General features: G+C 71.6%; 16 protein-coding genes and 1 pseudogene. 10 read left to right on the forward strand and 7 right to left on the reverse strand.

Annotation, left to right across the window (positions count from 1 at the left end; genetic code table 11):
- Nucleotides 1-284: 284 nt before the first annotated feature.
- On the reverse strand, nt 285-2,450 hold the full coding sequence (locus ABZZ79_RS19260) for a RecQ family ATP-dependent DNA helicase (RefSeq protein ID WP_356690209.1): 2,166 nt from the start codon (nt 2,448-2,450) through the stop codon (nt 285-287).
- A 141-nt stretch (nt 2,451-2,591) separates the two neighbouring features.
- On the opposite strand from ABZZ79_RS19260, the gene ABZZ79_RS19265 reads away from it, so the two are divergent.
- The 6 genes from ABZZ79_RS19265 (at nt 2,592) to ABZZ79_RS19290 (ending at nt 12,938) form a co-directional block, all read left to right on the forward strand.
- A complete protein-coding gene (locus tag ABZZ79_RS19265) occupies nt 2,592-4,262 on the forward strand; it encodes a DUF4192 family protein (protein WP_356690211.1) in 1,671 nt (556 codons plus the stop codon).
- Nucleotides 4,263-4,771: 509 nt separating this feature from the next.
- Complete coding sequence (locus ABZZ79_RS19270) at nt 4,772-6,697, forward strand: glycogen debranching N-terminal domain-containing protein (RefSeq protein ID WP_356690443.1); 1,926 nt, start codon at nt 4,772-4,774, stop codon at nt 6,695-6,697.
- A gap of 256 nt (nt 6,698-6,953) precedes the next feature.
- A complete protein-coding gene (locus tag ABZZ79_RS19275) occupies nt 6,954-7,712 on the forward strand; it encodes an NUDIX hydrolase (protein WP_356690213.1) in 759 nt (252 codons plus the stop codon).
- A 145-nt stretch (nt 7,713-7,857) separates the two neighbouring features.
- A complete protein-coding gene (locus ABZZ79_RS19280) occupies nt 7,858-9,918 on the forward strand; it encodes an ATP-binding cassette domain-containing protein (RefSeq protein WP_356690215.1) in 2,061 nt (686 codons plus the stop codon).
- Nucleotides 9,919-10,080: 162 nt separating this feature from the next.
- Entirely contained in the window at nt 10,081-10,968 is an 888-nt protein-coding gene (locus ABZZ79_RS19285; RefSeq protein ID WP_356690217.1) for an FCD domain-containing protein, read from the forward strand.
- Between the two features lie 425 nt (nt 10,969-11,393).
- On the forward strand, nt 11,394-12,938 hold the full coding sequence (locus ABZZ79_RS19290; protein ID WP_356690219.1) for an RNA polymerase sigma factor: 1,545 nt from the start codon (nt 11,394-11,396) through the stop codon (nt 12,936-12,938).
- Between the two features lie 65 nt (nt 12,939-13,003).
- Here ABZZ79_RS19290 and ABZZ79_RS19295 read toward each other — a convergent pair whose 3' ends face one another.
- Nucleotides 13,004-14,671, reverse strand: coding sequence for an IS1182 family transposase (locus ABZZ79_RS19295; protein WP_356690221.1), 1,668 nt, complete (start codon nt 14,669-14,671; stop codon nt 13,004-13,006).
- 195 nt (nt 14,672-14,866) lie between these two features.
- Between ABZZ79_RS19295 and ABZZ79_RS19300 the strand changes: the two genes are divergently transcribed.
- Complete coding sequence (locus tag ABZZ79_RS19300; protein ID WP_356690223.1) at nt 14,867-15,727, forward strand: serine protease; 861 nt, start codon at nt 14,867-14,869, stop codon at nt 15,725-15,727.
- A gap of 218 nt (nt 15,728-15,945) precedes the next feature.
- On the opposite strand, the gene ABZZ79_RS19305 is transcribed toward ABZZ79_RS19300, so the two are convergent.
- On the reverse strand, nt 15,946-16,176 hold the full coding sequence (locus ABZZ79_RS19305) for a hypothetical protein (protein WP_280891045.1): 231 nt from the start codon (nt 16,174-16,176) through the stop codon (nt 15,946-15,948).
- A gap of 438 nt (nt 16,177-16,614) precedes the next feature.
- Here ABZZ79_RS19305 and ABZZ79_RS19310 point away from each other — a divergent pair, with 438 nt between their 5' ends.
- The 3 genes from ABZZ79_RS19310 (at nt 16,615) to ABZZ79_RS19320 (ending at nt 20,969) form a co-directional block, all read left to right on the forward strand.
- Nucleotides 16,615-18,738, forward strand: a complete 2,124-nt coding sequence (locus ABZZ79_RS19310) for a DNA topoisomerase IV subunit B (protein ID WP_356690226.1) — start codon at nt 16,615-16,617, stop codon at nt 18,736-18,738.
- A gap of 90 nt (nt 18,739-18,828) precedes the next feature.
- Nucleotides 18,829-19,380: a DUF485 domain-containing protein gene (locus ABZZ79_RS19315; protein ID WP_356690228.1), complete on the forward strand. Its 552-nt coding sequence runs from the start codon at nt 18,829-18,831 to the stop codon at nt 19,378-19,380.
- The gene (locus ABZZ79_RS19320; protein ID WP_356690230.1) at nt 19,377-20,969 is read left to right on the forward strand and encodes a cation acetate symporter; all 1,593 of its coding nucleotides are present in this window, start codon (nt 19,377-19,379) and stop codon (nt 20,967-20,969) included. The genes ABZZ79_RS19315 and ABZZ79_RS19320 overlap by 4 nt, the downstream gene beginning before the upstream one ends.
- A gap of 100 nt (nt 20,970-21,069) precedes the next feature.
- On the opposite strand, the gene ABZZ79_RS19325 is transcribed toward ABZZ79_RS19320, so the two are convergent.
- The 4 genes and pseudogenes from ABZZ79_RS19325 to ABZZ79_RS19340 form a co-directional block, all read right to left on the reverse strand.
- Nucleotides 21,070-21,747 (reverse strand): response regulator, encoded by a 678-nt coding sequence (locus tag ABZZ79_RS19325; protein WP_356690232.1) that lies wholly within the window; start codon nt 21,745-21,747, stop codon nt 21,070-21,072.
- Nucleotides 21,744-23,439, reverse strand: a pseudogene (locus ABZZ79_RS19330) (sensor histidine kinase). Before ABZZ79_RS19330 ends, ABZZ79_RS19325 begins: the two are co-directional and overlap by 4 nt.
- Before the next feature lie 196 nt (nt 23,440-23,635).
- Nucleotides 23,636-24,577 carry a sucrase ferredoxin gene (locus ABZZ79_RS19335; protein ID WP_356690234.1) on the reverse strand — a complete coding sequence of 314 codons (942 nt, stop codon included), beginning with the start codon at nt 24,575-24,577 and terminating at the stop codon, nt 23,636-23,638.
- Nucleotides 24,578-24,752: 175 nt separating this feature from the next.
- Nucleotides 24,753-26,063, reverse strand: coding sequence for a citrate synthase (locus ABZZ79_RS19340; RefSeq protein ID WP_356690236.1), 1,311 nt, complete (start codon nt 26,061-26,063; stop codon nt 24,753-24,755).
- Between the last annotated feature and the right edge of the window lies 1 nt (nt 26,064).

A 26,064-nucleotide genomic window follows, 5' to 3' on the forward strand; every position in this document is an offset into this window, starting at 1 on the left:
CCCTTCGGCTACGCGCCCACACTGCGGGCGGGGTGGAATTCAGGGGAGCGCGCACCGCAGTGAAGCCCTTCCGGACCACGGGCCGGGCCGTGCGGGGAGCGGACTCCAATTCTTCCTGTCGAACTGGGATGCGGCAACGAGCAATTGGGGCCACCGCCCCATATCGAGCGTTGCGTGGCTTATATCACTACCCCATGAGGCGCCGGATGATGCCGAGAAGACTGTGACGTGCCGGGAGCCTCACGGGAAACGGCTGGTGTCGGACGGTGGACCGGCCGGCCCGTTCAGCCCTGGACGGCCAGGACCAGGGGCAGTACCCCGGCAGCGCCCGCCGTGCGGAGCATGCGCGCAGCCACCGCGAGGGTCCAGCCCGTCTCGGTGAAGTCGTCCACCAGGAGGACCGGTCCCTGTGCTTGGGAGAGGGCCAACTGCAGGTCGGGCGGTACGACCAGAGCCCCGTCGAGGGCCTTGAGGCGTTGCGCGCTGTTGCTGCGGGAGATGTGCGACGCGTCGTGCGCGTACTCCACGGCGCCCAGCAGGGGCAGTCGGCCGACCTCGGCGATCCGCGACCCGAGGGAGCCGATCAACTGGGGGCGGGTGCGGGAGGCGATGGTGACGACACCCACGGGACGTGGTGGCGCGTCCGCGTCGCCGGAGGCCCAGCCGCCCGGACCCCTGGCCCAGTCCGCGAGGACACCCACGACCGCGCGTGCCACGTCGTCCGGAACCGGACCGTCCCCGGCCTGCGGCGCGAGCATCGGACGCAGCCGGTTGCCCCAGCCGATGTCCGACATCCGCCCCAGGGCGCGCCCCGGGGCGGCCTGCTCGCCGATCGGGATGCGCCCCTTGAGATTCACGCCGATCGCCGGAAGCCCCGTCGGCCACATGCGCCGGGGCTCGACATCGACTCCGGCCCGCCCGAGGTCGACCCTCGCGGCGTCCACCGAGGCGTCGGAGGTGTCCGAGGTGAAGCGTGCTCCCGCGCAGTTGTCGCAGCGTCCGCAGCGGCGGGCGGCCTCGTCGTCCAGCTGGCGCTGGAGGAACTCCATCCGGCAGCCCGTCGTCGAGGCGTACTCCCGCATGGCCTGCTGCTCGGCGGCACGCTGCCGCGCGACCCACTCGTAGCGCTCGCCCTCGTACGTCCACGGCTGGCCGGTCGCGACCCAGCCGCCCTTGACCCGCCGGACCGCCCCGTCCACGTCGAGGACCTTGAGCATGGACTCCAGCCGGGATCGCCGCAGTTCCACCAGCGGTTCGAGGGCGGGCAGCGACATCGGGCCGTCCGTACGGGAGAGGACGTCGAGGGTGCGGCGCACCAGGTCCTCCGAAGGGAAGGCCAGGGAGGCGAAGTACTGCCAGATCGCCTCGTCCTCCTTGCCGGGCAGCAGCAGGACTTCGGCGTGTTCGACGCCGCGTCCGGCTCGGCCGACCTGTTGGTAGTAGGCGATGGGGGAGGACGGCGAGCCGAGGTGCACGACGAAACCGAGGTCGGGCTTGTCGAAGCCCATGCCGAGCGCGGAGGTGGCGACCAGCGCCTTGACCTTGTTGTTCAGCAGGTCGTCCTCGGCCTGCTGGCGGTCGGCGTTCTCCGTCTTGCCGGTGTACGAGGCGACGGTGTGTCCGCGTTGCCGCAGGAAGGCCGTGACCTCCTCGGCGGCGGCCACGGTGAGTGTGTAGATGATGCCCGAGCCCGGAAGATCGTCCAGATGATCGGCGAGCCAGGCGATGCGGTGCGCCGCGTCGGGGAGGGCGAGCACGTTGAGGCTCAGGCTCTCCCGGTCCAGCGGGCCCCGGAGCACGAGCGCGTCCGATGTCCCGCCCGTGCCCAGTTGTTCCGCCACGTCGGCCGTCACGCGCGCGTTGGCGGTGGCGGTGGTCGCGAGGACGGGCACGCCCGGTGGCAGGTCACCGAGCATGGTCCGCAGCCTGCGGTAGTCCGGACGGAAGTCGTGCCCCCAGTCGGAGATGCAGTGGGCCTCGTCCACGACGAGCAGGCCGGTGGCCGCGGCCAGCCTGGGCAGCACCTGGTCGCGGAAGTCGGGGTTGTTCAGCCGCTCGGGGCTGACCAGCAGGACGTCGACCTCGCCGGCCGCGATCTCGGTCTGGATCGCGTCCCAGTCCTCGGTGTTCGAGGAGTTGATCGTCCGGGCGTGGATGCCGGCCCGCGCGGCGGCCTCGACCTGGTTGCGCATGAGCGCGAGCAGCGGAGAGACGATCACGGTGGGCCCGCTGCCCCGCGAGCGCAGCAGCGACGTGGCGACGAAGTACACCGCGGACTTGCCCCAGCCCGTGCGCTGGACGACCAGGGCTCTGCGCTTGTCGGCGACCAGCGCCTCGATGGCCCGCCACTGGTCCTCGCGCAGCCGTGCCGTGCCGGTGATGTCTCCGACGAGGCGTGCGAGGACCGTGTCGGCCTCCGCCCGCAGATCCGCGTTGCTCACGTGCTCCATGGGTCCATACAACAGGACGCCACTGACATCGCGAGGTCGCATGGCGTGGGCGAACGGGCGGCCGAGGGCCTGTGGCATGTCCCCGACCGGAGTTATCCACAGGGGTAAGCGGAAGATTGGGATCCGCGAGATCGTCTGCGCATGACGAATCACAGCGAAACGCCCGAACCCTTCGGAAACGACGACATCACAGGGCGGGACCGACACATGCGGCCGGACTGCGGCGAGGTGCGAGATGAGCGCACACCGCCCGCGGATCGTGCGCATCCCCTCACCACGGGCGAGCTCGGCCCGGACCAGGTCACCCTGCGCAGCCCGGCCGAGCTGGCCGACGCGCTGCCGTATCTCCTCGGCTACCGGCCCGAGGACAGCATCGTGATGGTCGCCCTGCACGACACGGACGGCCGAGGCAGGTTCGGCGGCCGGGCCCGGCTCGGTATTCCCGCGAACAAGGAGGACTGGCTCCCGGCGGCCAAGCAACTCGCTCGCGGCCTCATCACAGGCAGTCTGCGGCGGGGTGCCCCGCCCGAGCAGATCGTCGTCTACCTCTGCCAGGAGCCCGAGAAGGGTGAGACGGGCCGACAGGTCATGGACCGACTGGAGCCCCTCGCCCACGACTTGCGCGTCGAGTGCGGCAACTACGACGTGCCGGTGATCGAGGCACTGTGCATCTCCGACGGCCGCTGCTGGTCGTACTGCTGCGACCGGGACGCCTGCTGTCCGCCCGAGGGCCGGCCGATGGGCCTGCCCGGCACATCGGTCCTGGCGGCGGCAGCCACCTACGCCGGCCTCCAGGTCCGCGGCACGCTGCGCGAACTGCGGGCCCGGCTCCAGCCCTGGGAGACCTCGGCCGCACTGCAACAGGAAATCGCCCTGGACACCGCGGGAATGGCCCTCGTGCCCAGGATTCTCGACGAGGCGAGCCGTACGGCCGTCGCCGAGGAGACGCTGGATCTGGCCCGTCGGGCGATGAGCCGTCTCGCGGAGGCTCCGCCGGTACCGGGTGCCTTCGCCGCGGACCTGCGCGACGACGAACTCCTCGGCCACGACGAGGCGGCCGCCCTGATCCTCGGCCTCCAGGACAGGGGGACCCGCGACCGTGCCGCCGAGTGGATGGAGGGCGACGAGGCCGGCCCCGCCCTGCGCCTCTGGCGGGCCCTGGCCCGGCGTTGCGTGGGACCCTACGGGGAACATGCCGCCGCCCCGCTGACCCTGGCGGGCTGGGTCGCCTGGTCGACCGGTGACGAGCTGGAATCCCGGGAAGCCCTGGCCATGGCCCTGGGAGCCGACCCCGACTACCTCTTCGCACGCCTCCTGCACCAGGCCTGCAACGAGGGCCTCGACCCGGAGTCCCTGCGCCGCTGCCTGCGCTCGGAGCGCGGGGAACGCGAGCGAGGGGGAGGGGAGAGCGCCGACTCCAGCCCGGTCGACGCGGCACCTGACGCCGACTCGGCGGCCTCCGAGGAAGGCCCCACGGAAGGCCGCCCCTGCGCGCCGTCGTCCCGGCCTTCGAGCCCGGCCACGCGACGCCTCCGCCGAGGACTGGCCCAATCCGCCGCCGTCGACCTGAGGTCCGACAGCACCCGGCATGCCTCATCGCCCGCTGCCCGCCGTTCGGGACCCGGAACCGCACGGCCGGACAGCTCCCGTCCCCCACGTGAGGGTTCCCGTGCCTCGCGAGACGGCTCCCGCACGCCGCGAGACGGCTCCCGTCCCCCGCGTGCGTCGGCGAAGGACGCTGCCCGACACAAGGGTTGCGACTCCTCCACGGCCGCGCGGCCCACGCGTGATCGTGCGGAGGGCGACGCGTGAGCCGCCGCGCCGTCGGAGTGGGCGGCCGGTGCCGGGCCGTCGTGGGGTGGGTGATGTGGGCGGCCGCGACCGTCCATACCCGTCGACGCCGCCATTCGGCTCGGTCACGGCGTCCAAGGCGTGACCCGAGGAACCCCGGTCCCGTTCAGCTGAGTGGCGGTTCTCCCTCCCGGCCCGGCCGTACCGCCACCCCGCTCACACCCGCCCGCACCCGTCGACCGCCGCCCGACCCGCCCGAGGCGACCCCACCGCAGAAAAGCCGCCGCATGCACCAGCCGCCCCCGCCCTCCGCCGGCGACGCCCGCACGACCCCCAGCGTGCCCGGCCCTTCGAGGAGGGCGGGATCCGCGGTGCCGCCGCCGCTGTTGGGCGGCACGAGCCGACGATCACCCGGACTCCGCGCCGACCCGGACCGCCCGCCCGGGGCGGCGATCCGAAAACCGCAGCAGCCCACCTACACGTTTCCTCCACCCCGCAACCCGGCCGAACTGCCGCCCGCCCACGCGGTCATGATCTGTGTCGCTCTCCCATGCCTCGCCATCTCCACCGATCAGGGGCAGCTCACCGGCCAGGGACTGGAGGGGGTCTACCACGCGGGCCGACGCGTACTGTCCCGGTGCCAGGTCCGGGTCGCCGGGCGTGAACCGCTCGCGATGCAGGCGCGGATGACCGGGGCCGACCGTGCCCGGTTCGTGGGCACGGTGCGCACGTCGCCGCACGCGGGTCCGGACCCGGACGTCGTGGTCGAGCGTGTCCGTCACGCCGACGGCAGAGAGCAGATCACTCTGCGCAGCTCGGCCCTCCGCCCCCTGCGGCTGCCCGTCGAGGTCGCACTCGGCGCGGATCTCGCCCCGCTCGGGGCCATCGCCGCAGGCGGCGCCGGACCCGAACTGCCCGCCAGCGTCCACGCCTGCGGCCTTCGGTGGTCCGGCCCCTGCGGTGGTTCCTCGGTCACCGCCGACCCGCCGCCCGCCGACGCCCTGGCCTCTGCGGGGCTGCTGCGCTGGGAGCTGGAGATCCCGCCGGGCGGCAGTACCACTGTGGAGCTGCGCGTCCGCCCGGACGCGGCGGGCTCCGGTGCCGCCCGACCGGTAGGGCGTACGGCGGCCAGCCCGCTCTCCGTCGCCGAGGTGAGTGGCGACGACGCCAGAGTCACGGCGCTGCTGAGAACCAGCATCGAAGATCTTCAGGCTCTCCTGATCCGGGACCCCGCACAGCCCACCGACACCCATCTGGCGGCCGGCGCTCCCTGGCGCTGCGGCCTCGCCCCGGCCGAGGCGCTGGCGGCCGCCCGGATGGCACTCCCCCTCGGCACCCGACTGGCGACCGGAACCCTGCGCAGCCTCGCGAAGACGCAACTCAAGGACTCCGGGCCGCAGTCGGGCCTGATCCCTGGGCCGCGCCGGGATGCGGGCGGGCTTCTGCCACCGGCCTGTACCGGCACCGAGGCGACGCTGCTGTTCCCCGCCCTCCTGGCCGAGGCCCGCCTGTGGGGCATGCCGGAACAGGAGACGGAAGAACTGCTGCCCGCGGCCGAGAGATGCCTGGGCTGGTTGCTCAGAGCGGTCGGCGACGGCATCTATCTGCCCGATCCGCAGCCCTGGGGCCCCGCACGTGCCGAGACACAGGCCCACGCTCACCGGGCGGCATGCCTCGGAGCCGACCTGCTCGACGCCTGCGGCAGACCGGGCGGGGCCGGACTGCGGGAATGGGCGCGGACGCTACGGACGGCGTTCCGGGACGAGTTCTGGCTCGACGACCGAAGCGGAGGCCGCCCGGCCGCTGCCCACACCCCCGGCGGGCGGCTGCTCCCGCATCTGGGCGTCGGCGCCGCGCACCTCCTCGACACCGGTCTCCTCGGCGGCGGCCGGCACGCAGACGGACTGCTCGGCAAAGTGCAGACCGAACAGCTGGCACGGCTGATGGGCAGCCCGCTGTGGGACTCGGGCTGGGGCCTGCGGAGCCTCGGTATGAAAGAGTCTGGGTACAACCCCTTCGGCCATCGCACGGGAGCGGTGCGTGTCCACGAGACGGCGGTGGCCGTGGCCGGACTCGCCGTCGCGGGTTACGAGAAGGAGGCGGCCGCGCTGCTGCGGGGGCTGCTGGCCGCCGCCGAGGCCTTCGGTCACCGGCTGCCGGAGATGTACGCGGGGGAGCAGCGCACCGATGCGAGCGCCCCGCTTCCCCACCCGGCGTCCTGTCGTCCCGCCGCCACGGCCGCGGCGGCGGGGGTACTGCTGCTGACCACACTCGCCGGCATCCGCCCGGACGTCCCGGCCAGGACGATCACGCTGCGCCCTCTCCGGAGCGCACCCCTCGGCGAGATCGGCCTGACCGGCCTACGGGTCGCGGCCGCCCCCTTCTCCGTACAGGTGAGCAGACTCGGCCTCGCGATGGTCGAGGAGGCGGCGGACGGCCTGCAACTGGAGGTGTGACAGCCGCCCCGCCGGTCGGCCCAAATCCCCGGCCGGACAGGCCTCGGGCCAGGCCTCCGGGAAGGCCCGACAGGGTGTGTGACCTCGGACAACAAGCCCCGACGCCGCGTACGGACGCCGGAACGATCACACGCGGCCTGGCCCACACACCGCCCGGGCCACCCCGGCACCCGCATACCGGCCAACGAGACGATCAGCCCCCGGTGCGGCCGAGCAAGGGAGTGTTTATCGTCAGGAAGACGACTATGATCACGGCATGCCCTACGACCCGTCAGCCTTTCCGCCCTTCGCCGTCACCGTGGATCTGGTCGTGCTGACCGTGCGCCGCCATGCCCTGTGCGCGCTGGCGGTGCGCAGGGGAGAGTCGCCGTTCCAGGGACGCTGGGCGCTTCCCGGAGGCTTCGTACGGGCCGACGAGGACCTGTCGCAGGCCGCGGCCCGCGAGCTGATGGAGGAGACGGGGCTGCACGCCCACGACCCGTCCGTGCCGGTGCAGGACAACGGCGCCCACCTGGAACAGCTCGCCACGTACGGCGACCCCAAGCGTGATCCGCGGATGCGCGTCGTCAGCGTCGCGCATCTCGCGCTCGCCCCGGACCTGCCCGCGCCGCGCGCCGGAGGGGACGCCAGCAACGCCCGCTGGGCCCCGGTCGAGGAACTGCTGGAACAGGGTGGCTACGGGAGGGACGGGGAGCCGCTGGCGCCGCTCGCCTTCGACCACGCGCAGATCCTGGCCGACGGGGTCGAGCGAGCACGGTCCAAGATCGAGTACTCGTCGCTGGCGACGGCGTTCTGCACGCCGGAGTTCACCGTCGGTGAGCTGCGCCGTGTGTATGAGGCGGTGTGGGGCGTCGCACTCGACCCGCGCAACTTCCACCGGAAGGTGACGGGCACGCCGGGCTTCCTGGTGCCCACGGGCGGCACGACCACGCGCCAGGGCGGCCGTCCCGCACAGCTCTTCCGGGCCGGCGGTGCCACACTGCTCAACCCGCCGATGCTGCGCCCCGAGGTGTGAGACGGGCGTAGGCGGAGCGCGGGCGGGCGCAAGGCCGAGAGGCGAACAGGGGGACGGGCCCAAGAGTCGTGCTCGGGCGTCTCGCCTCCTCCAGGAGGCCGTTCGGTGCCCGAAAAAAGGTACATAGCGCGCTATCTTGCTGCGGGTGATCCAGGCCCTCGGATTGACCAGCAACTCCCGCAAGGACCTTCCGCCCGCCGTCGACGACGTCTCGTTCGACGCCCGCGCGGGACATCTCACCGCGCTGCTCGGAGCGCCCGGCTCGGGCAGGACGACCGTGCTCAGGCTGATGCTCGAACTCCAACAGGGCCGCGGGATCACCTACTTCAGAGGCAGACCCCTGCATCGCATCGCCCACCCCTCGCGCGAGGTCGGCGTGCTGCTCGGCGATGTGCCCGGCCATCCGGCCCGCAGCGTCCGGGGACATCTGCGCATGCTGTGCGCCGCCGCGGGCGTACCGGTGCGGAGAGCTGACGAGGTCCTCGAAGTCGTGGGCCTCGTCAGCCTGCGGGACGAACGGCTCGGCACCCTCTCTCGTGCCATGGACCGCCGACTGGGCCTCGGCTGCGCGCTGCTGTCCGACCCGCACACGCTGGTGCTCGACGACCCGGCCGACGGGCTCTCCTCGCGGGAGAACCGTTGGCTGTACGGGGTTCTGCGGGCGCACGCCACCCAGGGCGGCACTGTGCTCTTCACGGTCGGCGACCCCAAGGAGGCGGCCCGCACGGCCGACCGGATCGTCACGCTCGAAAAGGGCAGGGTCGTCGCCGACCAGGACGCAGAGGACTTCGCCCGCACACGACTGCGCCCGCGCGTCGCCGTCCGGACTCCCCACGCCGCACGCCTCGCGACCCTGCTGGCCAAGGAGGCCCGCACCAAGCGGCGCTCCGTGGAGGTCGTGCGCGAGGACGGCAACCGCCTTTATGTGTACGGCAGCACCTGTGCCGACATCGGAGAGACGGCGTTCCGGCACGGCGTCCTCGTCCACCAACTCGCGGATGAGACGGGAGACATGGGCGCGAGCGCCGCCCAGCGCTTTGTGGACGCCGAGTCGGCTGCGGCCACCGGGCCGCTCGGCGCTCCTTCACCTATTGGATCGCACGCCTCGGGCACCACCCCCGCAGCCGAGCCCACGACCGGCGCTCCGGCGAATCAACCGACGGACACTGCCGCGCCGGACGCCCAGGAGACCGCGGCCACTCCCGAGCTGTCGGCTCCCGCCCGAGCCGAGTCGCCGCCCGGCCACTACACCCCTTCTGTCACACAGAACTCACCGACCACCCCGACTTCTGAAGACACACCAGTCGCTTCTGCCGCACGCGCCACCTCCCCGACTCCAGGTAGCGGCACCGAGGACGCGCGTTCCCTCCCCGAAGCCGCCAAACGCACACCGAACGCGCTGCCCTCGCTGCCGCCTCCCATCTCGGTCCGCTCCGCCCCCAGCCCGCTGCGCCCGCTCCGCTACGAGGTGCGCAGGGCGGCCGGAATCGGTACGGGCTTTCTCACCGGGGCCGCCGTGCTGGTCGTGTCCGCGCTCACCGCTGTGGTCCTGGCACGGATCGGACACACCCCGCAGGCGAGACTGCTGGCCGCCTGGCCCCGGGAACTGCCCCTGCCGCCCGCGGCGCTCGGCGCGGGACTGCTCGGGGCGCTCGCCTTCGGGGACGAGTTCCGCCACCCCGCCCTGGCCGCAGACCGGGGCACGGTGCCCCGTCGGCTGGGCCTGCTCGTCGCCAAGCTCCTCGTCGCCGCGGCCACCGCCCTGGCCCTGGCCGTCCTCACCGTGGGATGCGACGCCGAGGTGCTGTATCTCGTATACGGTCGGGAGCTCTCCCGAGTTCCCGCGGACTCGCTTTCCCTCGGCGCGAGTTGGATCGGCCTCGTGGTGGGCTGCGCCTGGGCGGGCGTACTGGCGGCGGGGACCTTCCGGTCCACGACGGCGGGGCTCGCGGCCGTCGTCGCGGTGCCGGTGGTGGTCGTACCCCTCGTACAGAAGGCCTGGGAGGGACCGTCCGTGCGAAACGCGGCGGGATTTCCGATGCGGCTGCGCGAGGTGCTGCTGTCGCAGTGGCCCTTCGGCGGAGAGCGCTATCTGACCGGTGCGGTGCGGGTGCTCGCCCAACCCGTCGGCGGCGCGCTGGCGTTGTCACTCAGCGCGCTGTTCTGCGCTTATCTGCTCACGGCCCTGCGCGGCAGGGTCCGATGACCGGTGTCCGGGCGGTTCCGGACCCGGGCTGCGCACAACTCCCCCGAGAAAGCCCATTTCTTTCCGATAAGGCGTCAATTGCGACGCGGTGAGCGATCACCCTTTCGTGTGCTTTTCACCAAAGCCCTCAAGGGAGTTGGAGACAGCGCCGACAAAGGATGCGTGAGTACCCTTGCGCACACGATGATGACCCCCGCCCGCACCGCCGACGCCGGTCTCTCCGGTCCGGGCGAACTCGACCGCTACCCCTACGCGGAGGCCCGCGCCGCCGACCGCGTCGGGCCCCCTGCCTGGGAGGGCGCGGACCCCGAGCTGGGCCGAGTGGGCCGGCGCGCCGCGGGCAGCCGCGGACGCGGACTCCACGGCCAACTCGTCCAGCAGCTGGGCCAGATGATCGTCTCCGGTGACCTGGGAGCCGACCGTCCGCTGGTGCCCGAGGAGATCGGCCAGCGCTTCGAGGTGTCCCGCACCGTCGTCCGCGAGTCGCTCCGCGTCCTGGAGGCCAAGGGCCTGGTCAGCGCCCGCCCGAACGTGGGCACGCGCGTGCGTCCCGTCAGCGACTGGAACCTGCTCGACCCGGACATCATCGAATGGCGCGCCTTCGGACCGCAGCGCGACGACCAGCGGCGCGAGCTCGCCGAGCTGCGCTGGACGATCGAGCCGCTCACCGCGCGCCTCGCGGCGGGACACGGTCGGGAGGAGGTCCAGCAGCGGCTGGCCGACATGGTCGAGATCATGGGGCACGCCATGGCGCAGGGCGACGCCCTGACCTTCTCGCGCGCGGACGCCGAGTTCCACTCGCTGCTCATCCAGGTCGGCGGCAACCGCATGCTGGAGCACCTGTCCGGCATCGTGACGGCCGCCCTCCAGGTCTCCGGCGGCCCGGTCACGGGCTGTGACCGCCCCAACGAGACCTCGCTGGCGCACCACGGCCGGATCGTCGACGCCCTCGCCGCGGGGGACGGCGCGGCGGCCGAGGTGGCCATGCGCCAGCTGCTCACTGTCCACCCTGAGGTGGAGCGAGTCGTGCCCGCCCCGCGCGAGCACTGATCGCGCGCCACGGGCGGTCCCGACCGGGGGTGCCTTCCCCTCCTGTGGCATCGCCGGCCGGCGGACCGCTCCCCGACGGACCCCGCAGGACTCCCTTCCTGCGGGGTCCGACGGCGCCGACGCGCGGCCCGCTCGCCCGGACGAGCCCGCATCGCGCACCCGCCTGGATTCCTTTATCCGTGCTTGACCGCTTTTGATCGCTTACGGGGTGTGACTCGGGCCACGCGGATTGGGCGTAACACTCGCGGAAACAGCGCGATGACCTAATAGGTGACAGCCGCGGAGGGAATACGGACGCCATAGAAGGCGCTGTGCATCTTCCCGGCCCCCGCCCGCACCGTCGGCCCATCCCCAAGCCGGTGGTCGGCTCCTGTCCGTCGTGGACGGGGCCGGAAGCCGTTTTCCAACGTTCCGAGAGGTTGTTCGTGTCGGCCAGCACATCCCGTACGCTCCCGCCTGAGATCGCCGAGTCCGTCTCTGTCATGGCGCTCATTGAGCGGGGAAAGGCTGAGGGGCAGATCGCCGGCGATGACGTGCGTCGGGCCTTCGAAGCTGACCAGATTCCGGCCACTCAGTGGAAGAACGTACTGCGCAGCCTCAACCAGATCCTCGAGGAAGAGGGTGTGACGCTGATGGTCAGTGCCGCAGAGCCCAAGCGCACCCGTAAGAGCGTCGCAGCGAAGAGCCCGGCCAAGCGCACCGCCACCAAGACGGTCGCGGCGAAGACGGTGACCACGCGCAAGGCCACCGCCACCACGGCCGCCGCACCGGCCGCGACCGCCGCCGACTCCGACGTCGACCCCGCCGAGGAAGCCGCCCCCGCCAAGAAGGCGGCTGCGAAGAAGACGACCGCCAAGAAGGCGGCCGCGAAGAAGACCGTCGCCAAGAAGGCCGTGGCCAAGAAGACCGCGGGCAAGAAGGACGACGCCGAGCTGGTCGAGGAAGAGGTCCTCGAGGACGCCAAGCCCGGCGACGAGCCGGAGGGCACCGAGAGCGCCGGTTTCGTGCTGTCCGACGAGGACGAGGACGACGCACCCGCGCAGCAGGTCGCGGCCGCGGGTGCCACCGCCGACCCGGTCAAGGACTACCTCAAGCAGATCGGCAAGGTCCCCCTGCTCAACGCCGAGCAGGAGGTCGAACTCGCCAAGCGCATCGAGGCGGGCCTCTTCGCCGAGGACAAGCTGTCCAACGCCGACAAGCTGGCCCCCAAGCTCAAGCGCGAGCTGGAGATCATCGCCGAGGACGGCCGCCGCGCCAAGAACCACCTTCTGGAGGCCAACCTCCGTCTGGTGGTCTCCCTGGCCAAGCGCTACACCGGCCGCGGCATGCTCTTCCTGGACCTCATCCAGGAGGGCAACCTCGGTCTGATCCGCGCGGTCGAGAAGTTCGACTACACCAAGGGCTACAAGTTCTCCACGTACGCCACCTGGTGGATCCGCCAGGCGATCACCCGCGCGATGGCCGACCAGGCCCGCACCATCCGTATCCCGGTGCACATGGTCGAGGTCATCAACAAGCTCGCGCGTGTGCAGCGCCAGATGCTCCAGGACCTGGGCCGCGAGCCCACCCCGGAGGAGCTGGCCAAGGAACTCGACATGACCCCGGAGAAGGTCATCGAGGTCCAGAAGTACGGCCGCGAGCCCATCTCGCTGCACACCCCGCTCGGTGAGGACGGCGACAGCGAGTTCGGTGACCTCATCGAGGACTCCGAGGCCGTCGTCCCGGCCGACGCGGTCAGCTTCACGCTCCTCCAGGAGCAGCTGCACTCGGTCCTCGACACCCTGTCCGAGCGCGAGGCGGGCGTCGTGTCCATGCGCTTCGGTCTCACCGACGGTCAGCCGAAGACCCTCGACGAGATCGGCAAGGTCTACGGCGTCACGCGTGAGCGCATCCGCCAGATCGAGTCCAAGACGATGTCGAAGCTGCGCCACCCGTCCCGTTCGCAGGTGCTGCGCGACTACCTCGACTGAGTCTCCGTACGGCCATGAGGGCCCGGCTTCCCGAAAGGGGACGCTGTTGGTTAATTCGGTCCCTGCTACTTCGCCCCGTCGAGCGTGAGCTCGGCGGGGCGAAGTGCTGCGAAGTGGCTGGTGCGGGTGCGGGCCCGTGGTGTGCCGGTGAGGTGGGCGTCGATGCGGGCGAGGTTGAGGGCCGCGCCGGTGAGCTGGTGCTGGAGGCTGGTCTTGGCCAGTCCCCGGTAGCGGGATCTGCGCAGGCCGCAGCGTCCGACGGCTTGGGAAATGGTGCCTTCGACGCCGGCCCGGATCTTGTAGCGGTCCTTCCAGGCATCGGTCTGCTGCCTGGTACGGGCGGCCTGGACGGCTTCGTGCTCGGCGCGGTGGCGCAGGGTGATCTCACGGCGTTCGGCCTTCGGCGAGCTGACGCAGTCGCGCAGGCTGGGGCAGGTGCGGCAGTCGGCCGGGCTGAAGCGGACCCGGATCACCGGCAGACCCTGCTGCGAGTGCCGGTGATGCCACTGGGTGCTGATCACGCCGTTCGGGCAGGTCACCCGCTCGTGCTCCCAGTCGATGGTGAAGGCGTCCTGCCCGAAGGGGCCGCCGTTCTGGGCGGTGGTGTTGCCGACCACCGGGCCCTGGAGATCGACGTCGTGCTCGGTGCGGGCGGCCACGACCTGGGCGGCTGTGGGATATCCGGCATCGACCCAGTGCTCGCCGGGCAGGCAGTCACGTGCGGCCAGACCGGCGTGGACGACAGCGGCCATCCGGTCGTCGGGAACGGTGGCGAGGGTGGTGGCCACGTTCGTGATCAGGTTCGGGGCGTCGGGCTCGCAGGTTTCGGTCAGGTGGACCTTGTAGCCGTCCCGGAAGGTGTCGCGTTTGACGCTGCCGCGTGCCTCGATGTCATAGGGGGTGACCAGGCGCATCGCGCCCGGCGGCCGGTCTTTTGGGTCCCGCCGCCTCACCTCGCCGTCGATCAGGTGGAAGTACTGCACCCACGCCCGCCGCAGGGTCTCCACTTCGTCCAGCGTGCGCAGGGCCGGTGGGGCGTCGGGGGCGAAGACCGCCGCAAGCAGCCGCATGCCGTCCCTGCCGATCCGCAGGCCCACCTCATCCCGTCTGGTGCGGGCCTGAGGGAACCGGGAGTCCTCGGCCTTCGTCGCGTAGTGCCTGAACCAGTCCGGCTCCGCAATACCGGCCAGCCAGTCAGGGGCCTGCTCGGCCAGCGCGTTCAAAGCCGAGCGCAGCGTTTCCGCGACCATCTCCAGCCAGCACAGCTGACGGGCCGCGGACAGCACGTGCGTGGAGTCGGTGCGGGCCCGGCCGGCCGTCTTGAGCAGGCCCTTCTCCCGGGCCGCGGCCAGGATGCCGTCCAGCACCCGCCGTCCGGCGTCCGCCTCGACCAGCCGGTCCCGAAACTCCGACAGGACCGAGAAGTCGAAGCCGGGATCGGCCAGTTCCAGAGCGAGGGCGTACTTGAAGTCGATCCTCGCGCGGACCGCCTCCGCGGCCTGCCGGTCGGTCAGCCCCTCGACGAACTGCAACACCAGAACCAGCGCCAGTCGGCCCGGTGACCAGGCCGGCTTCCCCCGCGCCGGAAACAAGTCAGCGAACTGATCATCGGTGAACAGCGGCCCCAGCTCGTCCCGAACCCGGATCGCCAGGCTCCCCTTCGGGAACGCGGCCCGAGCGACCCGCACCGTCTCCGCCGGGATCTCCCCAGACCCCTTCGGCTGCATCGACATCCGCACCCACCCCATACGACAACGTCGGCCTTCACGACCACAACCGGGTCTTGAAGGCCGACGTCACGCAGGGCCCGAATTAACCAACAGCGTCTCCCGAAAGGGAGCCGGGCCCTCGTCGTATGCGCGGGTGCGACGCACCTACCCCTGGAACACTCTGAGTGTCTGATCACCAACTCAGAGTGAGGAGCGCGCATGAGTCGTCCCTTTGTCCGGGCCCTGGCCAGGCCGCTGGTCCTGGCGGCCGCAGCCACCGCCATACCGCTGATGTCCACCGCCCCGGCAGTCGCCGACAGTGTGGTGGGCGGATTCCCCGTCGACATCTCCGAAAGTCCCTGGACGGTCGCGCTGTCCAGCCGTGACCGGTTCGGGGGTACGCGCGCGGGACAGTTCTGCGGCGGAGTGGCGGTCGGGCGGTCCACCGTGCTCACCGCCGCCCACTGTCTGGGCGAGGAGGTCCTCGGCGGCCCGCCGGGCCGGGCGCGCGACCTCAAGGTGATCACGGGCCGCACCGATCTGCGGTCGAGGGACGGGCGTGAGATCCAGGTGAGCGAGGTCTGGGTGAACCCGGACTACGACAGTGTCAGCAATGCCGGGGACTTCGCGGTGGTCTCTCTCGCCGAGCCCGTGGCGCCGGAAGCGGTCGTCCCGATGGCCGCCGCGGACGACCCCGCGTACCAACCGGGCACGCCGGCCACGGTCTACGGGTGGGGCGATGTCACGGGGGCCGGGGACTACGCCTACGGCCTGCGTGGGGCGCGCGTACACGTGCTGCCCGACGAGATGTGCGCCGAGGCCTATCCGGGCAGCGCAGAGGGGACCTATCACGCGGACAGCATGCTGTGCGCCGGTGAGGAGTCGGGGGGCCCGGACGCCTGCCAGGGGGACAGCGGTGGTCCGCTGGTCGCCGAGGGGCGGTTGATCGGGCTGGTGTCATGGGGCAGCGGCTGTGGCCTGGCCGGCGATCCGGGGGTCTACACGCGGGTGTCCGACGCCCTGCGGGTGCTGGGCTGGACCGCTGGCGTGAGCGCCACAGAAGGCCGCAGGAGCGCCTGAGGGGGCGTGCCGCGGTAAATGTGCGAGAGTCCGGGCCCGAGCCGCGTCGAGCGGCTCAGGAGCCCTGCCGTAGGGCCTGTGGGCCCTGTCGGACGGCCTGTGAGCCGACTGCCCGCCCACCGATCCGTCCACGAGCGCGGGCGGTGGCCCCTGAGGACCAGGGGCCACCGCCCGTCCACCGGTCGTCGCCGGTGCTGGCTCGTCGTAGACGCGGAAGGTCAGCGCTCTTCTTCTGAGGCGGATTCGGGAGCGGCGGTCAGCCGTTCCGTCTCGTCCTGTATCTCAGCGGCGATCTTCTTGAGTTCCGGCTCGAACTTGCGACCGTGGTGGGCGCAGAAGAGCAGTTCTCCGCCGCTCAGCAGGACGACGCGCAGGTAAGCCTGGGCGCCGCAGCGGTCGCAGCGATCAGCGGCCGTCAGCGGGCTCGCGGGGGTCAGAACAGTAGTCACGTCGCCTCTTCTCTAGCTCGACGAGCTGTCGTACCAGGGTCAACATCCAACCAGCCCGAATTCGTTCCCGCTCGGGGCTTTCTCTCGAAAAAAATCTTCCGAGTGGCTGTCTGCTGCCGGTTGGCGGCGAATGTGCCGTATCGCGTGTCTATGTGTCGTACGGGTTCGCGCTGTGTCGGTCTCGATCCTCCCGGCTGGGTTGCCGGTTGTTCATGAGGACGTGCCCGGAGCCTAAATGGTTCATGCGCCGAAGGGAACGTGATATCTGCTTCACTCCATCGAGGGATCGAACACCCATGCGACGCTGGACTAGTCTGTGTTCCGGACGAGGGTGGCGTTACAACGGCTCTACCAGGCCTCGGTACCCTCTGAGCGGCGACCGAAGCCGCGCCCTTACCCAGAAGGGCCCCAACTGAAATTCAGCGAGGAGCGAACCGCGTGACCGCCGAAACGTCCGTGCCGTCCACAGCGCTGCTGGCAGGAGCAGACCGGGACGGTTCCAACTACACCGCGCGGCACCTCCTCGTCCTCGAGGGCCTCGAGGCCGTGCGCAAACGTCCGGGTATGTACATCGGATCCACCGACAGTCGCGGTCTCATGCACTGTCTGTGGGAGATCATCGACAACTCCGTGGACGAGGCCCTCGGTGGCTACTGCGACCACATCGAGGTGATCCTTCACGACGACGGCTCGGTGGAGGTGCGCGACAACGGCCGAGGCATCCCGGTCGACGTCGAGCCCAAGACCGGTCTGTCCGGAGTCGAGGTCGTCATGACCAAACTTCATGCGGGCGGCAAGTTCGGCGGTGGTTCCTACGCCGCCTCCGGCGGTCTGCACGGCGTCGGCGCCTCGGTCGTCAACGCCCTGTCCGCCCGGCTGGACGTCGAGGTCGACCGCGATGGTCACACCCACGCCATCAGCTTCCGGCGCGGTGTCCCCGGCGCCTTCGCGGCGGTCGGCCCGGACGCCAGGTTCGAGGCCAAGGGGGGCCTGCGCAAGACCAAGAAGCTGCCGAGGACGCGCACCGGCACGCGCGTGCGCTACTGGGCCGACCGCCAGATCTTCCTCAAGGACGCCAAGCTCGCCCTGGAGACCCTCCACCAGCGCGCCCGGCAGACCGCCTTCCTGGTGCCCGGCCTGACCATCGTCGTCCGCGACGAGTTCGGCCTCGGCGAGGGCGGCAGCAAGGGCGAGGAGTCCTTCCGCTACGACGGCGGTATCAGCGAGTTCTGCGAGTACCTGGCCAGCGACAGGGCCCTGTGCGACATCCTCCGCTTCACCGGACAGGGCAGCTTCAAGGAGACCGTGCCGGTCCTCGACGAGCACGGCCAGATGACCCCCACCCAGGTCACTCGTGAGCTGGTCGTCGACGTCGCCATGCGATGGGGCACGGGGTACGACACGAACGTCAAGTCGTTCGTCAACATCATCGCCACCCCCAAGGGCGGCACGCACGTGGCCGGCTTCGAGTCGGCTGTGACCGGCACGCTCAACGAGGTCCTGCGCACCAAGAAGCTGCTGCGCGTGGCCGAGGACGACGTCGTCAAGGACGACGCCCTGGAGGGCCTGACCGCGGTCGTCACGGTCCGTCTCGCCGAGCCGCAGTTCGAGGGGCAGACCAAGGAGGTGCTCGGCACCTCGGCGGCCCGCCGCATCGTGAACGGTGTGGTGACGAAGGAGCTCAAGGCGTTCCTGACCGCCACCAAGCGGGATGCCGCGCAGCAGTCCCGCGTGGTCCTGGAGAAGGTCGTCGCCGCGGCCCGTACGCGTATCGCGGCCCGTCAGCACAAGGACGCCCAGCGCCGCAAGACGGCCCTGGAGTCCTCGTCGCTGCCCGCGAAGCTGGCCGACTGCCGCAGTGACGACGTCGACCGCAGCGAGCTGTTCATCGTCGAGGGAGACTCCGCGCTCGGCACCGCCAAGCTCGCCCGGAACTCCGAGTTCCAGGCACTGCTGCCGATCCGAGGCAAGATCCTCAACGTGCAGAAGTCGTCTGTCACGGACATGCTGAAGAACGTCGAGTGCGGCGCGATCATCCAGGTCATAGGGGCCGGCTCGGGCCGTACCTTCGACATCGACGCGGCCCGCTACGGCAAGATCATCATGATGACCGACGCCGATGTGGACGGCTCCCACATCCGCTGCCTGCTCCTGACGCTCTTCCAGCGCTACATGCGGCCCATGGTCGAGGCCGGCCGGGTCTTCGCCGCGGTGCCGCCGCTGCACCGGATCGAGCTTGTCCAGCCCAAGAGGGGTCAGGACAAGTACGTCTACACGTACTCGGACCGCGAACTGCGCGACACCCTCATGGAGCTGCAGAGCAAGGGCATCCGCTACAAGGACTCGATCCAGCGCTACAAGGGTCTGGGCGAGATGGACGCGGACCAGCTGGCCGAGACCACCATGGACCCGCGTCACCGCACCCTGCGCCGGATCAACCTGTCCGACCTGGACGCGGCCGAGCAGGTCTTCGACCTCCTCATGGGCAACGACGTGGCGCCCCGCAAGGAATTCATCTCCAGCTCCGCGGCGACGCTGGACCGGTCCCGTATCGACGCATGACCGCACCCTGCCTCGGGGGACTTCACCTGAAGGGGTGAACAGCCCGAGGAAGAAGAGTCGGGGATCTTCCCGTTCTGTCCATCCTTGGGCATGCACTCAAGCAATGGTCGCCCCCGCGCGCTCGGGGGCGGTCCGGGAAGACCGGCGGACAGCCGTGAAACCGCGACAGGTCCGTCCGCCGACGCGCCGGAGCCCGTGGGCTACGACGATCCCTGGTACGACGCGCTCGCCGCCGGCTGGGGAGAGTCGGCCTGGCCCGTCGGCGCCGTGCCCTCCGCACGCGCGGAGGGCGGCGGTGGCGCCCTCGCCGCCGCCGACGTCTACCTGGAGGTCCAGCGCAGCGCTGCCTTCCAGGAAGTGCGCAGCCGCTACCGCCGGTTCGTGGTGCCGGCCGTCACCGCCTTCCTCGCCTGGTACCTGGGCTACGTCGTCGCGGCCACGACCGCGCCCGACCTGATGGCGCGTCCGGTCGCGGGGGCCGTGAACGTGGCGATGCTCGCCGGACTCGGACAGTTCCTCACGACCTTCGCCCTCACCTGGGCCTACGCCCGCCACGCCCGGCTGTGCCGGGACCGCGCGGCCCTCGAACTGCGCTGGGACACCCAGGAACTGACGCGCGGCGCACGAGGCGGTGCGCGGTGACGGACGATCACCAGACTCTGGCCCTGCTGCTGTTCAGCGGGTTCGTCGCCGTCACTTTGGCGATCACCACCTGGGTGAGCCGCAACCGGCATGGATCCGCGGAGGAGTTCTACGCCGGCGGTCGGCTGTTCTCGCCGATGGAGAATGGTTTTGCCATCGCGGGTGACTACATGTCGGCCGCCTCCTTCCTCGGTATCTCCGGCCTGATCGCGCTGTTCGGCTACGACGGGCTGCTGTACTCGGTCGGCTTCCTGGTCGCCTGGCTCGTGGTCCTGTTCCTGGTCGCCGAACTGGTGCGCAACTGCGGGCGCTTCACGCTCGCCGATGTGGTGGCCGCCCGCATGCGCGAGCGCCCCGTGCGGATCGCGGCGGGAACTTCCTCGGTCGTGGTGTCCGTTCTCTATCTGGTGGCGCAGATGGTGGGTGCGGGCAGCCTGGTCGCGCTGCTGCTGGGCGGCACGGGCAAGGCGGCGCAGTCCTGGACTGTCGTCGTGGTCGGCGCGCTCATGGTCGTCTATGTCTCGATGGGAGGGATGCGAGCCACCACCTGGATCCAGATCGTCAAGGCGGTCCTGCTCATGGGCGGAGCGATCGCCCTGACCGTGCTCGTACTGCTGAGGTTCCACGGGGACTTCGACCAGCTGCTGCGCAGCGCGGCCGAACGCAGCGGGCACGGCGACAAGTTCCTCGCGCCCGGACTGAAGTACGGCGGGGACTGGACCGCCCGCTTCGACTTCATCAGCCTCGGCCTGGCTCTCGTGCTGGGCACGGCCGGGCTGCCGCATATCCTGTCCCGGTTCTACACCGTGCCCACCGCGCGGGCCGCCCGCCGGTCGGTGGTCTGGTCGATCGGGCTCATCGGCGGCTTCTACCTGATGACGATCGTGCTCGGCTTCGGCGCGGCCGCCATCGTGGGACCGGACGCCGTACGCGGCTCCAACGCGGCGGGGAACACGGCCGTACCCCTGCTCGCCCTCGACCTGGGCGGCGGCGCGGACTCCACGGGCGGCACGGTTCTCTTCGCGATCGTCGCCGCCATCGCCTTCGCCACCATCCTGGCGGTGGTCGCCGGGATCACCCTCGCCTCGTCGGCCTCCGTCGCCCACGACCTGTACGCGTCCCTGCGGCGCAGGCACGCCCAGCCGCGCAGCGAGGTGGCCGTGGCCAGGGTCGCCGCGGTCGGCGTCGGCGTGATCGCGATCGGGCTGGGTCTCCTGGCCCGGGACCTGAACGTCGCGTTCCTCGTCGGCCTGGCGTTCGCGGTCGCCGCGTCCGCGAACCTGCCCGTCCTGCTGTACTCGCTCTTCTGGCGCGGCTTCACCACGCGCGGAGCGGTGTGGGCGGTCTACGGCGGGCTGATCCCGGCCGTGGTGCTGGTACTGCTGTCACCCGTGGTGTCCGGCAGCCCGGACGCGCTCTTCCCGGATGTCGACTTCCAGTTCTTCCCGCTGCAGAACCCGGGTCTGTTCTCCATCCCGCTGGGCTTCCTCGCGGGCTGGATCGGCACGGTGACCTCCGCCGAGGAGGCGGACGAGGCGAAGCACGCCGAGACGGAGGTGCGGTCGCTCACGGGGGCGGGTGCGGTGTAGCGGCGGCTCGGGGCGGTGGGGCCGGCCCGGTGCGACTCGGGGCGGCCGGGGCGGCTCCGCGCGGTGCGGCCGCCCGGTCCGGGGCGTCAGGGCGGTCGCGTCAGGTGCGGGTCGCCCACTCGTAGCGGTGCTCGGGGCGGCCGGCGTCGCCGTACTTGAGGGTCAGTGTGGCGCGGCCGGTTCGCTCCAGGAGCTTCAGATAGCGCTGGGCGGTCTGGCGGCTCACCCCCGTGCGCTCGGCGATCTCCTGCGCCGACAGCGGGCCGTCGGCGTGCATGAGGGCCTGACGCACCAGTTCGGCGGTGGTGGGGGAGTGGCCCTTGGGCAGATCCGGCTCGGTCGCGGCGGACAGGGCGCCGAAGATCCGGTCGACCTCGGCCTCCTCGGCCTCGTCGCCGTCCAGGGTGCGTCGCAGCTGCGCGTACGCCTCCAGCTTGCTGCGCAGCCCGGCGAACGCGAACGGCTTCACCAGGTACTGCAACGCCCCCTGCCGCATGGCCTCCTGCACCGTCGAGACGTCCCGGGCCGCCGTGACCATGATCACGTCCGTACGGCGGCCACGGCGGCGCATCTCCCGGACGACGTCGAGCCCCGTCTCGTCAGGCAGGTAGTGGTCCATGAGGACGAGATCGAGGTGAGGCAGCTCCGCGAGCAGGCGCAGAGCCTCGGCTGCGCTGTGCGCCTCGCCCGCGACACGGAAGCCGGGCACCTTCTCGACGTAGGCGGCGTTCACCCGCGCCACCCTGACGTCGTCGTCCACGACCAGGACCTCGATCATCGGGACTCCTCCTCGCGGACCGTCGGCTCGGCGGGCGCCGCAGTCAGGGCCGGTTCCAGGGCGGACGCGTCCAGCGCCTCGGGCAGGACGACGGTTAACTGCGCGCCCCCGCCCGGTGCTTCGGCCACCGACGCGCTGCCGCCCTGGCGCTCGGCGAGCCTGCGGACCAGGGACAGTCCGATACCGCGTTCACGATGGGCGGGACGCTCCTTGGTCGACCACCCCTCGGTGAAGATCAGTTCGCGTTGCTCGGGCGGGATGCCGGGCCCGGTGTCCCGTACCTGGAGCACGATGGCGCGTCCCTCCGTGTGCAGTTCGACCTCCACGCGCGCGTGCGGCCTTCCGCCGGCGGCGTCGAGGGCGTTGTCCACCAGGTTGCCGACGACGGTGACCAGGCCCCGGGGGTCGACCAGCCGGTCCGGGAGCCGGGTGCTGTCGGACACCCACAGGGCCACCCCGCGCTCGGCCGCGACGGTCGCCTTCCCGACCAGTACGGCCGCCAGCAGCGGATCGCGGATCTTCTCGGTGATCTGCTCGGAGGTGGCCCGGTGGTCGCCGACGACCTCGCCGACGAACTCCGCGGCGTCGTCGTACATCTCCAGCTGTCGGCGTACATCTCCAGCTCCAGCAGCCCCAGCAGGGTGTGCATGCGGTTGGCGTGCTCGTGGTCCTGGGCGCGCAGCGCGTCGATCAGACCCCGGGTGGAGTCCAGCTCCCGGCCGAGCTGCTCCAGCTCGGTGCGGTCGCGCAGGGTGGCGACGGCGCCGCCGTCGTCGGTCGGCATCCGATTGGCGACCAGCACACGCGGGCCGCGGACCATCAGCAGATCGGTCCCGGCGACCCGGCCCGCCAGCACGTCGGCCGTACGTCCCTCGCCGAGCGCCTCGTCCGGCGAACGGCCCACCGCCTCCTCGCCGATGCCCAGCAGGGCTGTGCCTCGTCGTTCAGCAGGCGGACCCGGCCCTAGCGGTCCAGGGCGACGACGCCCTCGCGGATGTCGTGCAGCATCGCCTCGCGCTCGGCCAGCAGGGCGGAGATGTCCGAGAAGGCGAGGTCCCGTGTCTGCCGCTGCACCCGGCGGGCGATGAGCCACGCGGCCAGTGCCCCGACCGCCAGGGCACCTCCGGCGTACGCGAACAGCCCGGGCATCGCGTGGATGAGCCGGGCCCGCACGCTGTCGTAGGCGATACCGACCGACACCGCGCCGACGATCTCGCCCTCGCCGTCCCGCAACGGCACCTTGCCGCGGGCGGAGCGGCCCAGAGTGCCCTAGTCGATCTCCATCACCTCGTTGCCCGCCAGCGCCTGGCTGGGGTCGGTCGAGACCGTGCCGCCGATCGCCCCGGGTTCGGTGTGCGACCAGCGCACGCCGCGCCGGTCCATCACCACGATGTACTCGGCCCCGGTGGCCTCCCGGATGCGCTCCGCCTCCCGCTGCACGGGCCCGTCGGGCGCCGCGGGCGTGCGGACGAGGTCCTCGGCCAGCTGCGGCTGGGCGGCGGTCGTCTGCGCGATGGCCAGCGCGCGGCGCATCGCCTGGTCGTCCAGTTGCTCACCGAGCGGAGCGAGGAAGAGACCGGTCGCGAGCACCGCGACTCCCGCGGCGATCGCCACCTGTATGAGCAGCACCTGCGAGAACACCCGGCGCGGCAGGCCGAGCCGCACGCGGCGAGCGGGGGGAGTGGAGGGCATACCGACGACGGTACGTGGACGCACCCGGACTGCCGCAATGGTGTGGGCTTGATCTCTTGATCGGCCGAGGAGCGGATCAATATGGTGCAGATGGGTCAACCAGATGCACGAGTCGGCCGATCATGTTGATCGACCGGCGAAGGTTGATCAACATGGATGGGATGGCCAGGACGCCGCTCCAGTGTGGAGCGGGTCGTCAACTCGCCATCGCCGTCGCGACCAGTTCCCGTACGGCCACCACGTCCATCCGCGCGGGCGCTCCGAGGATCGACGTGCCGCAGCTCTCCGGGCGCGGCGGCTGGGACGCTCCCTGGGCCACTGTCACACGCCAGTGCCGCCCGTCGACGTGCCCGACGGTGACCTCCCAGCGGGGAGCCGCGCCGTCCGTCCGTACGACGGTGAGCGCCTCGGCGACGTACTCGCCGACCGTCTCGCGCACGGCCAGCTCGGCCGCCTGACCGGGACGCTCCCAGGCGGAGGCGCCGCGGCACCCGTCCAGGACCACCCGGCCCTCACGGACGCCGTGCAGGACCTCCCTGAGGGTGTGCGCCTCGGCGCGGCCGTACGCGTAGCCGTAGGGCAGGACGAGCACGGTGGGGGAGAAGCGATGACCACCCAGATGGGTGACCTCCCAGACTCCGCCGACTCCCGAGGTCGTGAGCTCGGCGGCGAGCGGGCGGCCGAGGAGGGCGCAGCAGCGGTCCCGCTTGCCGTTGGTGCACACGAGCGCGAGCGGGCCGTCCTTGTGCCGCCGGCCGTCCAGGACCGTGTCGAAGGAGCTGTGGTCGCCCCTGCCCAGCGCGGTGAAGTCCAGGTCCAGGAGCCGGCCGGGGTCGACGGTGGTGGCCTCGCGCAGCCACACGTTGCCCGGCACCGTGTGCGAGACGTACACCCGGCGCACCGAGGGGGAGTGGCTGTCGGCGTGACGGCCGGAGCGGCGGATGAGCGCGATGCGCACGCCCGTGCCCTTCGCGGCGGCCTCCAGGGCGCGCCCGAGGGCGGGGTCGAGGTGGCTGGAAGTGAGCGCTCGGGCACCCCACGGGCCGGGCTGTTCCAGCAGCAGCCAGGTCTTCGCGGGGGCCGCGGTCCCGGAAACGGGCTCGTCGAGGTCCCGCGAGACGCTTGCACACGTACTCACAGAGGTGAGCCTAACCTGAGTTGCCTCGGCGTGACTTCCTGCCGCGGTCGTGTTCCGTCCGAGGCGGCGGCTGAGTCGTCCGTTACGGGAGGGGCAGTGATGATTCGCGTCCGCTGTTCCGGACGTGGCTGAGGCGTTCCACCGGCCCGCGGCTCCGGAAGTGCTCCGTGCCGGATCAGGTTCGAGTTTCCGGAAGTCTCGCGGGGTCGCCTCGCCCGGGCTGCTCCGGCTGCCCGGGCAGCGGCTGCGGCGGCTTGGGACCGACGTAAAGACCGCTCGGCCGCATCCGCAGCGGGCTCTCGCCGTACTCCTCCATGGCATGCGCGATCCAGCCGGCGGTGCGCGCCACGGCGAAGATCGTCTCGCCCGCCGTCGACGGCATCCCGGAGGACGCCGTGAGCACGGCGAGGGCGAGGTCCACGTTGGCGTGCAGCGGGGCGTGGCGGGCGGTCGTCTCCACGACGTGGCGGGCGGCGGCGAGGGCGGGAGCGGCACTCGGGAGCTCCTCCAGGAGGCCGAACAGCACCCGCGCGCGCGGGTCCTCGCCGGAGTAGAGCCGGTGACCGAGTCCGGGGACGCGGCGTCCCGCCCGCAGTTCGTCGGCGACCACGGGCGCCGCGTCGCCCTGGTCGAGCACCTCCAGCAGCATGCGGTGGGCGAGCCCGCTGGCCGCCCCGTGCAGCGGACCCTCGATCACGCCCAGCCCCGCCGAGACCGCCGCGTAGGCGTGCGCCCGCGCCGAGGCGGCCACCCGCACCGCGAGCGTCGAGGCGGCCAGGTCGTGGTCGGCGAGGAGGCCGAGGGCCGTGTCCAGGATGCGCAGCGACGTCTCGTCGGGCTGTCTGCCGGACAGCCGGGTCCACAAACGGTGGGCGAGCGGACCGTCGTCCCCACGGGCGCCCAGTACGGGAGGCAGGGCGTCGACGATCGTCGGGATCAGTGTGCGGGCGGTGCCGAGCACGGCCTCCTCGGAAAGGTCGAAACGCAGCGGGTCCGCGGTGGCCGCGGCGATGGCGGCGACGCGCAGACGGTCGGTGGGCCCGGCGTGTTCGGGCAGCGCGTCGACGGCCCGGCGGGCCACGGCCACGGAGGCCTCGGGAGCGGTGAAGGTGACTCCGGCGCGCATCCGGCCGGTCCACAGCCACTCCGCGATCTCCTCGTAGGAGTGGCGTGCTGCGAGCTCGGCCGCGTCGACGCCCCGGAAGTAGTACCGGTCCTCCTCGATGAGCGTGATGCGGGTGCGTACGGACAGTTCGCCGCCGGCGGTCTGATTCGCAGTGCTCTCCCGCCTGTTGCGCCGGGCGAGCGACTCGACCTCCTCGGCGGCGAACGTGCTGCCCCGGCCGCTGGGCGAGCGTCGGCTGCTGAGCTGGCCGCGGCTGACGTAGGCGTACACGGTCTCGGGCTTCACGCCGAGCACCTCGGCGGCCTCCTTGGTGCTCAGGCGTCGCTCCGAGGGGCCGGCACCGGCTTGCTGATCGCGCATG

The organism is Streptomyces sp. NPDC006458 (assembly GCF_040612135.1).
Classification (GTDB): domain Bacteria; phylum Actinomycetota; class Actinomycetes; order Streptomycetales; family Streptomycetaceae; genus Streptomyces.

What these genes read in the sequence shown, in the direction of transcription:
- ABZZ79_RS19275 (WP_356690213.1), top strand. Translation starts at nt 6,954, where the DNA reads ATGCCCTACGACCCGTCAGCCTTTCCGCCCTTCGCCGTCACCGTGGAT.
- ABZZ79_RS19265 (WP_356690211.1), top strand. Translation starts at nt 2,592, where the DNA reads ATGACGAATCACAGCGAAACGCCCGAACCCTTCGGAAACGACGACATC.
- ABZZ79_RS19295 (WP_356690221.1), bottom strand. Translation starts at nt 14,671, where the DNA reads ATGTCGATGCAGCCGAAGGGGTCTGGGGAGATCCCGGCGGAGACGGTG.
- ABZZ79_RS19270 (WP_356690443.1), top strand. Translation starts at nt 4,772, where the DNA reads ATGATCTGTGTCGCTCTCCCATGCCTCGCCATCTCCACCGATCAGGGG.
- ABZZ79_RS19300 (WP_356690223.1), top strand. Translation starts at nt 14,867, where the DNA reads ATGAGTCGTCCCTTTGTCCGGGCCCTGGCCAGGCCGCTGGTCCTGGCG.
- ABZZ79_RS19260 (WP_356690209.1), bottom strand. Translation starts at nt 2,450, where the DNA reads ATGGAGCACGTGAGCAACGCGGATCTGCGGGCGGAGGCCGACACGGTC.
- ABZZ79_RS19340 (WP_356690236.1), bottom strand. Translation starts at nt 26,063, where the DNA reads ATGCGCGATCAGCAAGCCGGTGCCGGCCCCTCGGAGCGACGCCTGAGC.
- ABZZ79_RS19325 (WP_356690232.1), bottom strand. Translation starts at nt 21,747, where the DNA reads ATGATCGAGGTCCTGGTCGTGGACGACGACGTCAGGGTGGCGCGGGTG.
- ABZZ79_RS19315 (WP_356690228.1), top strand. Translation starts at nt 18,829, where the DNA reads ATGCACTCAAGCAATGGTCGCCCCCGCGCGCTCGGGGGCGGTCCGGGA.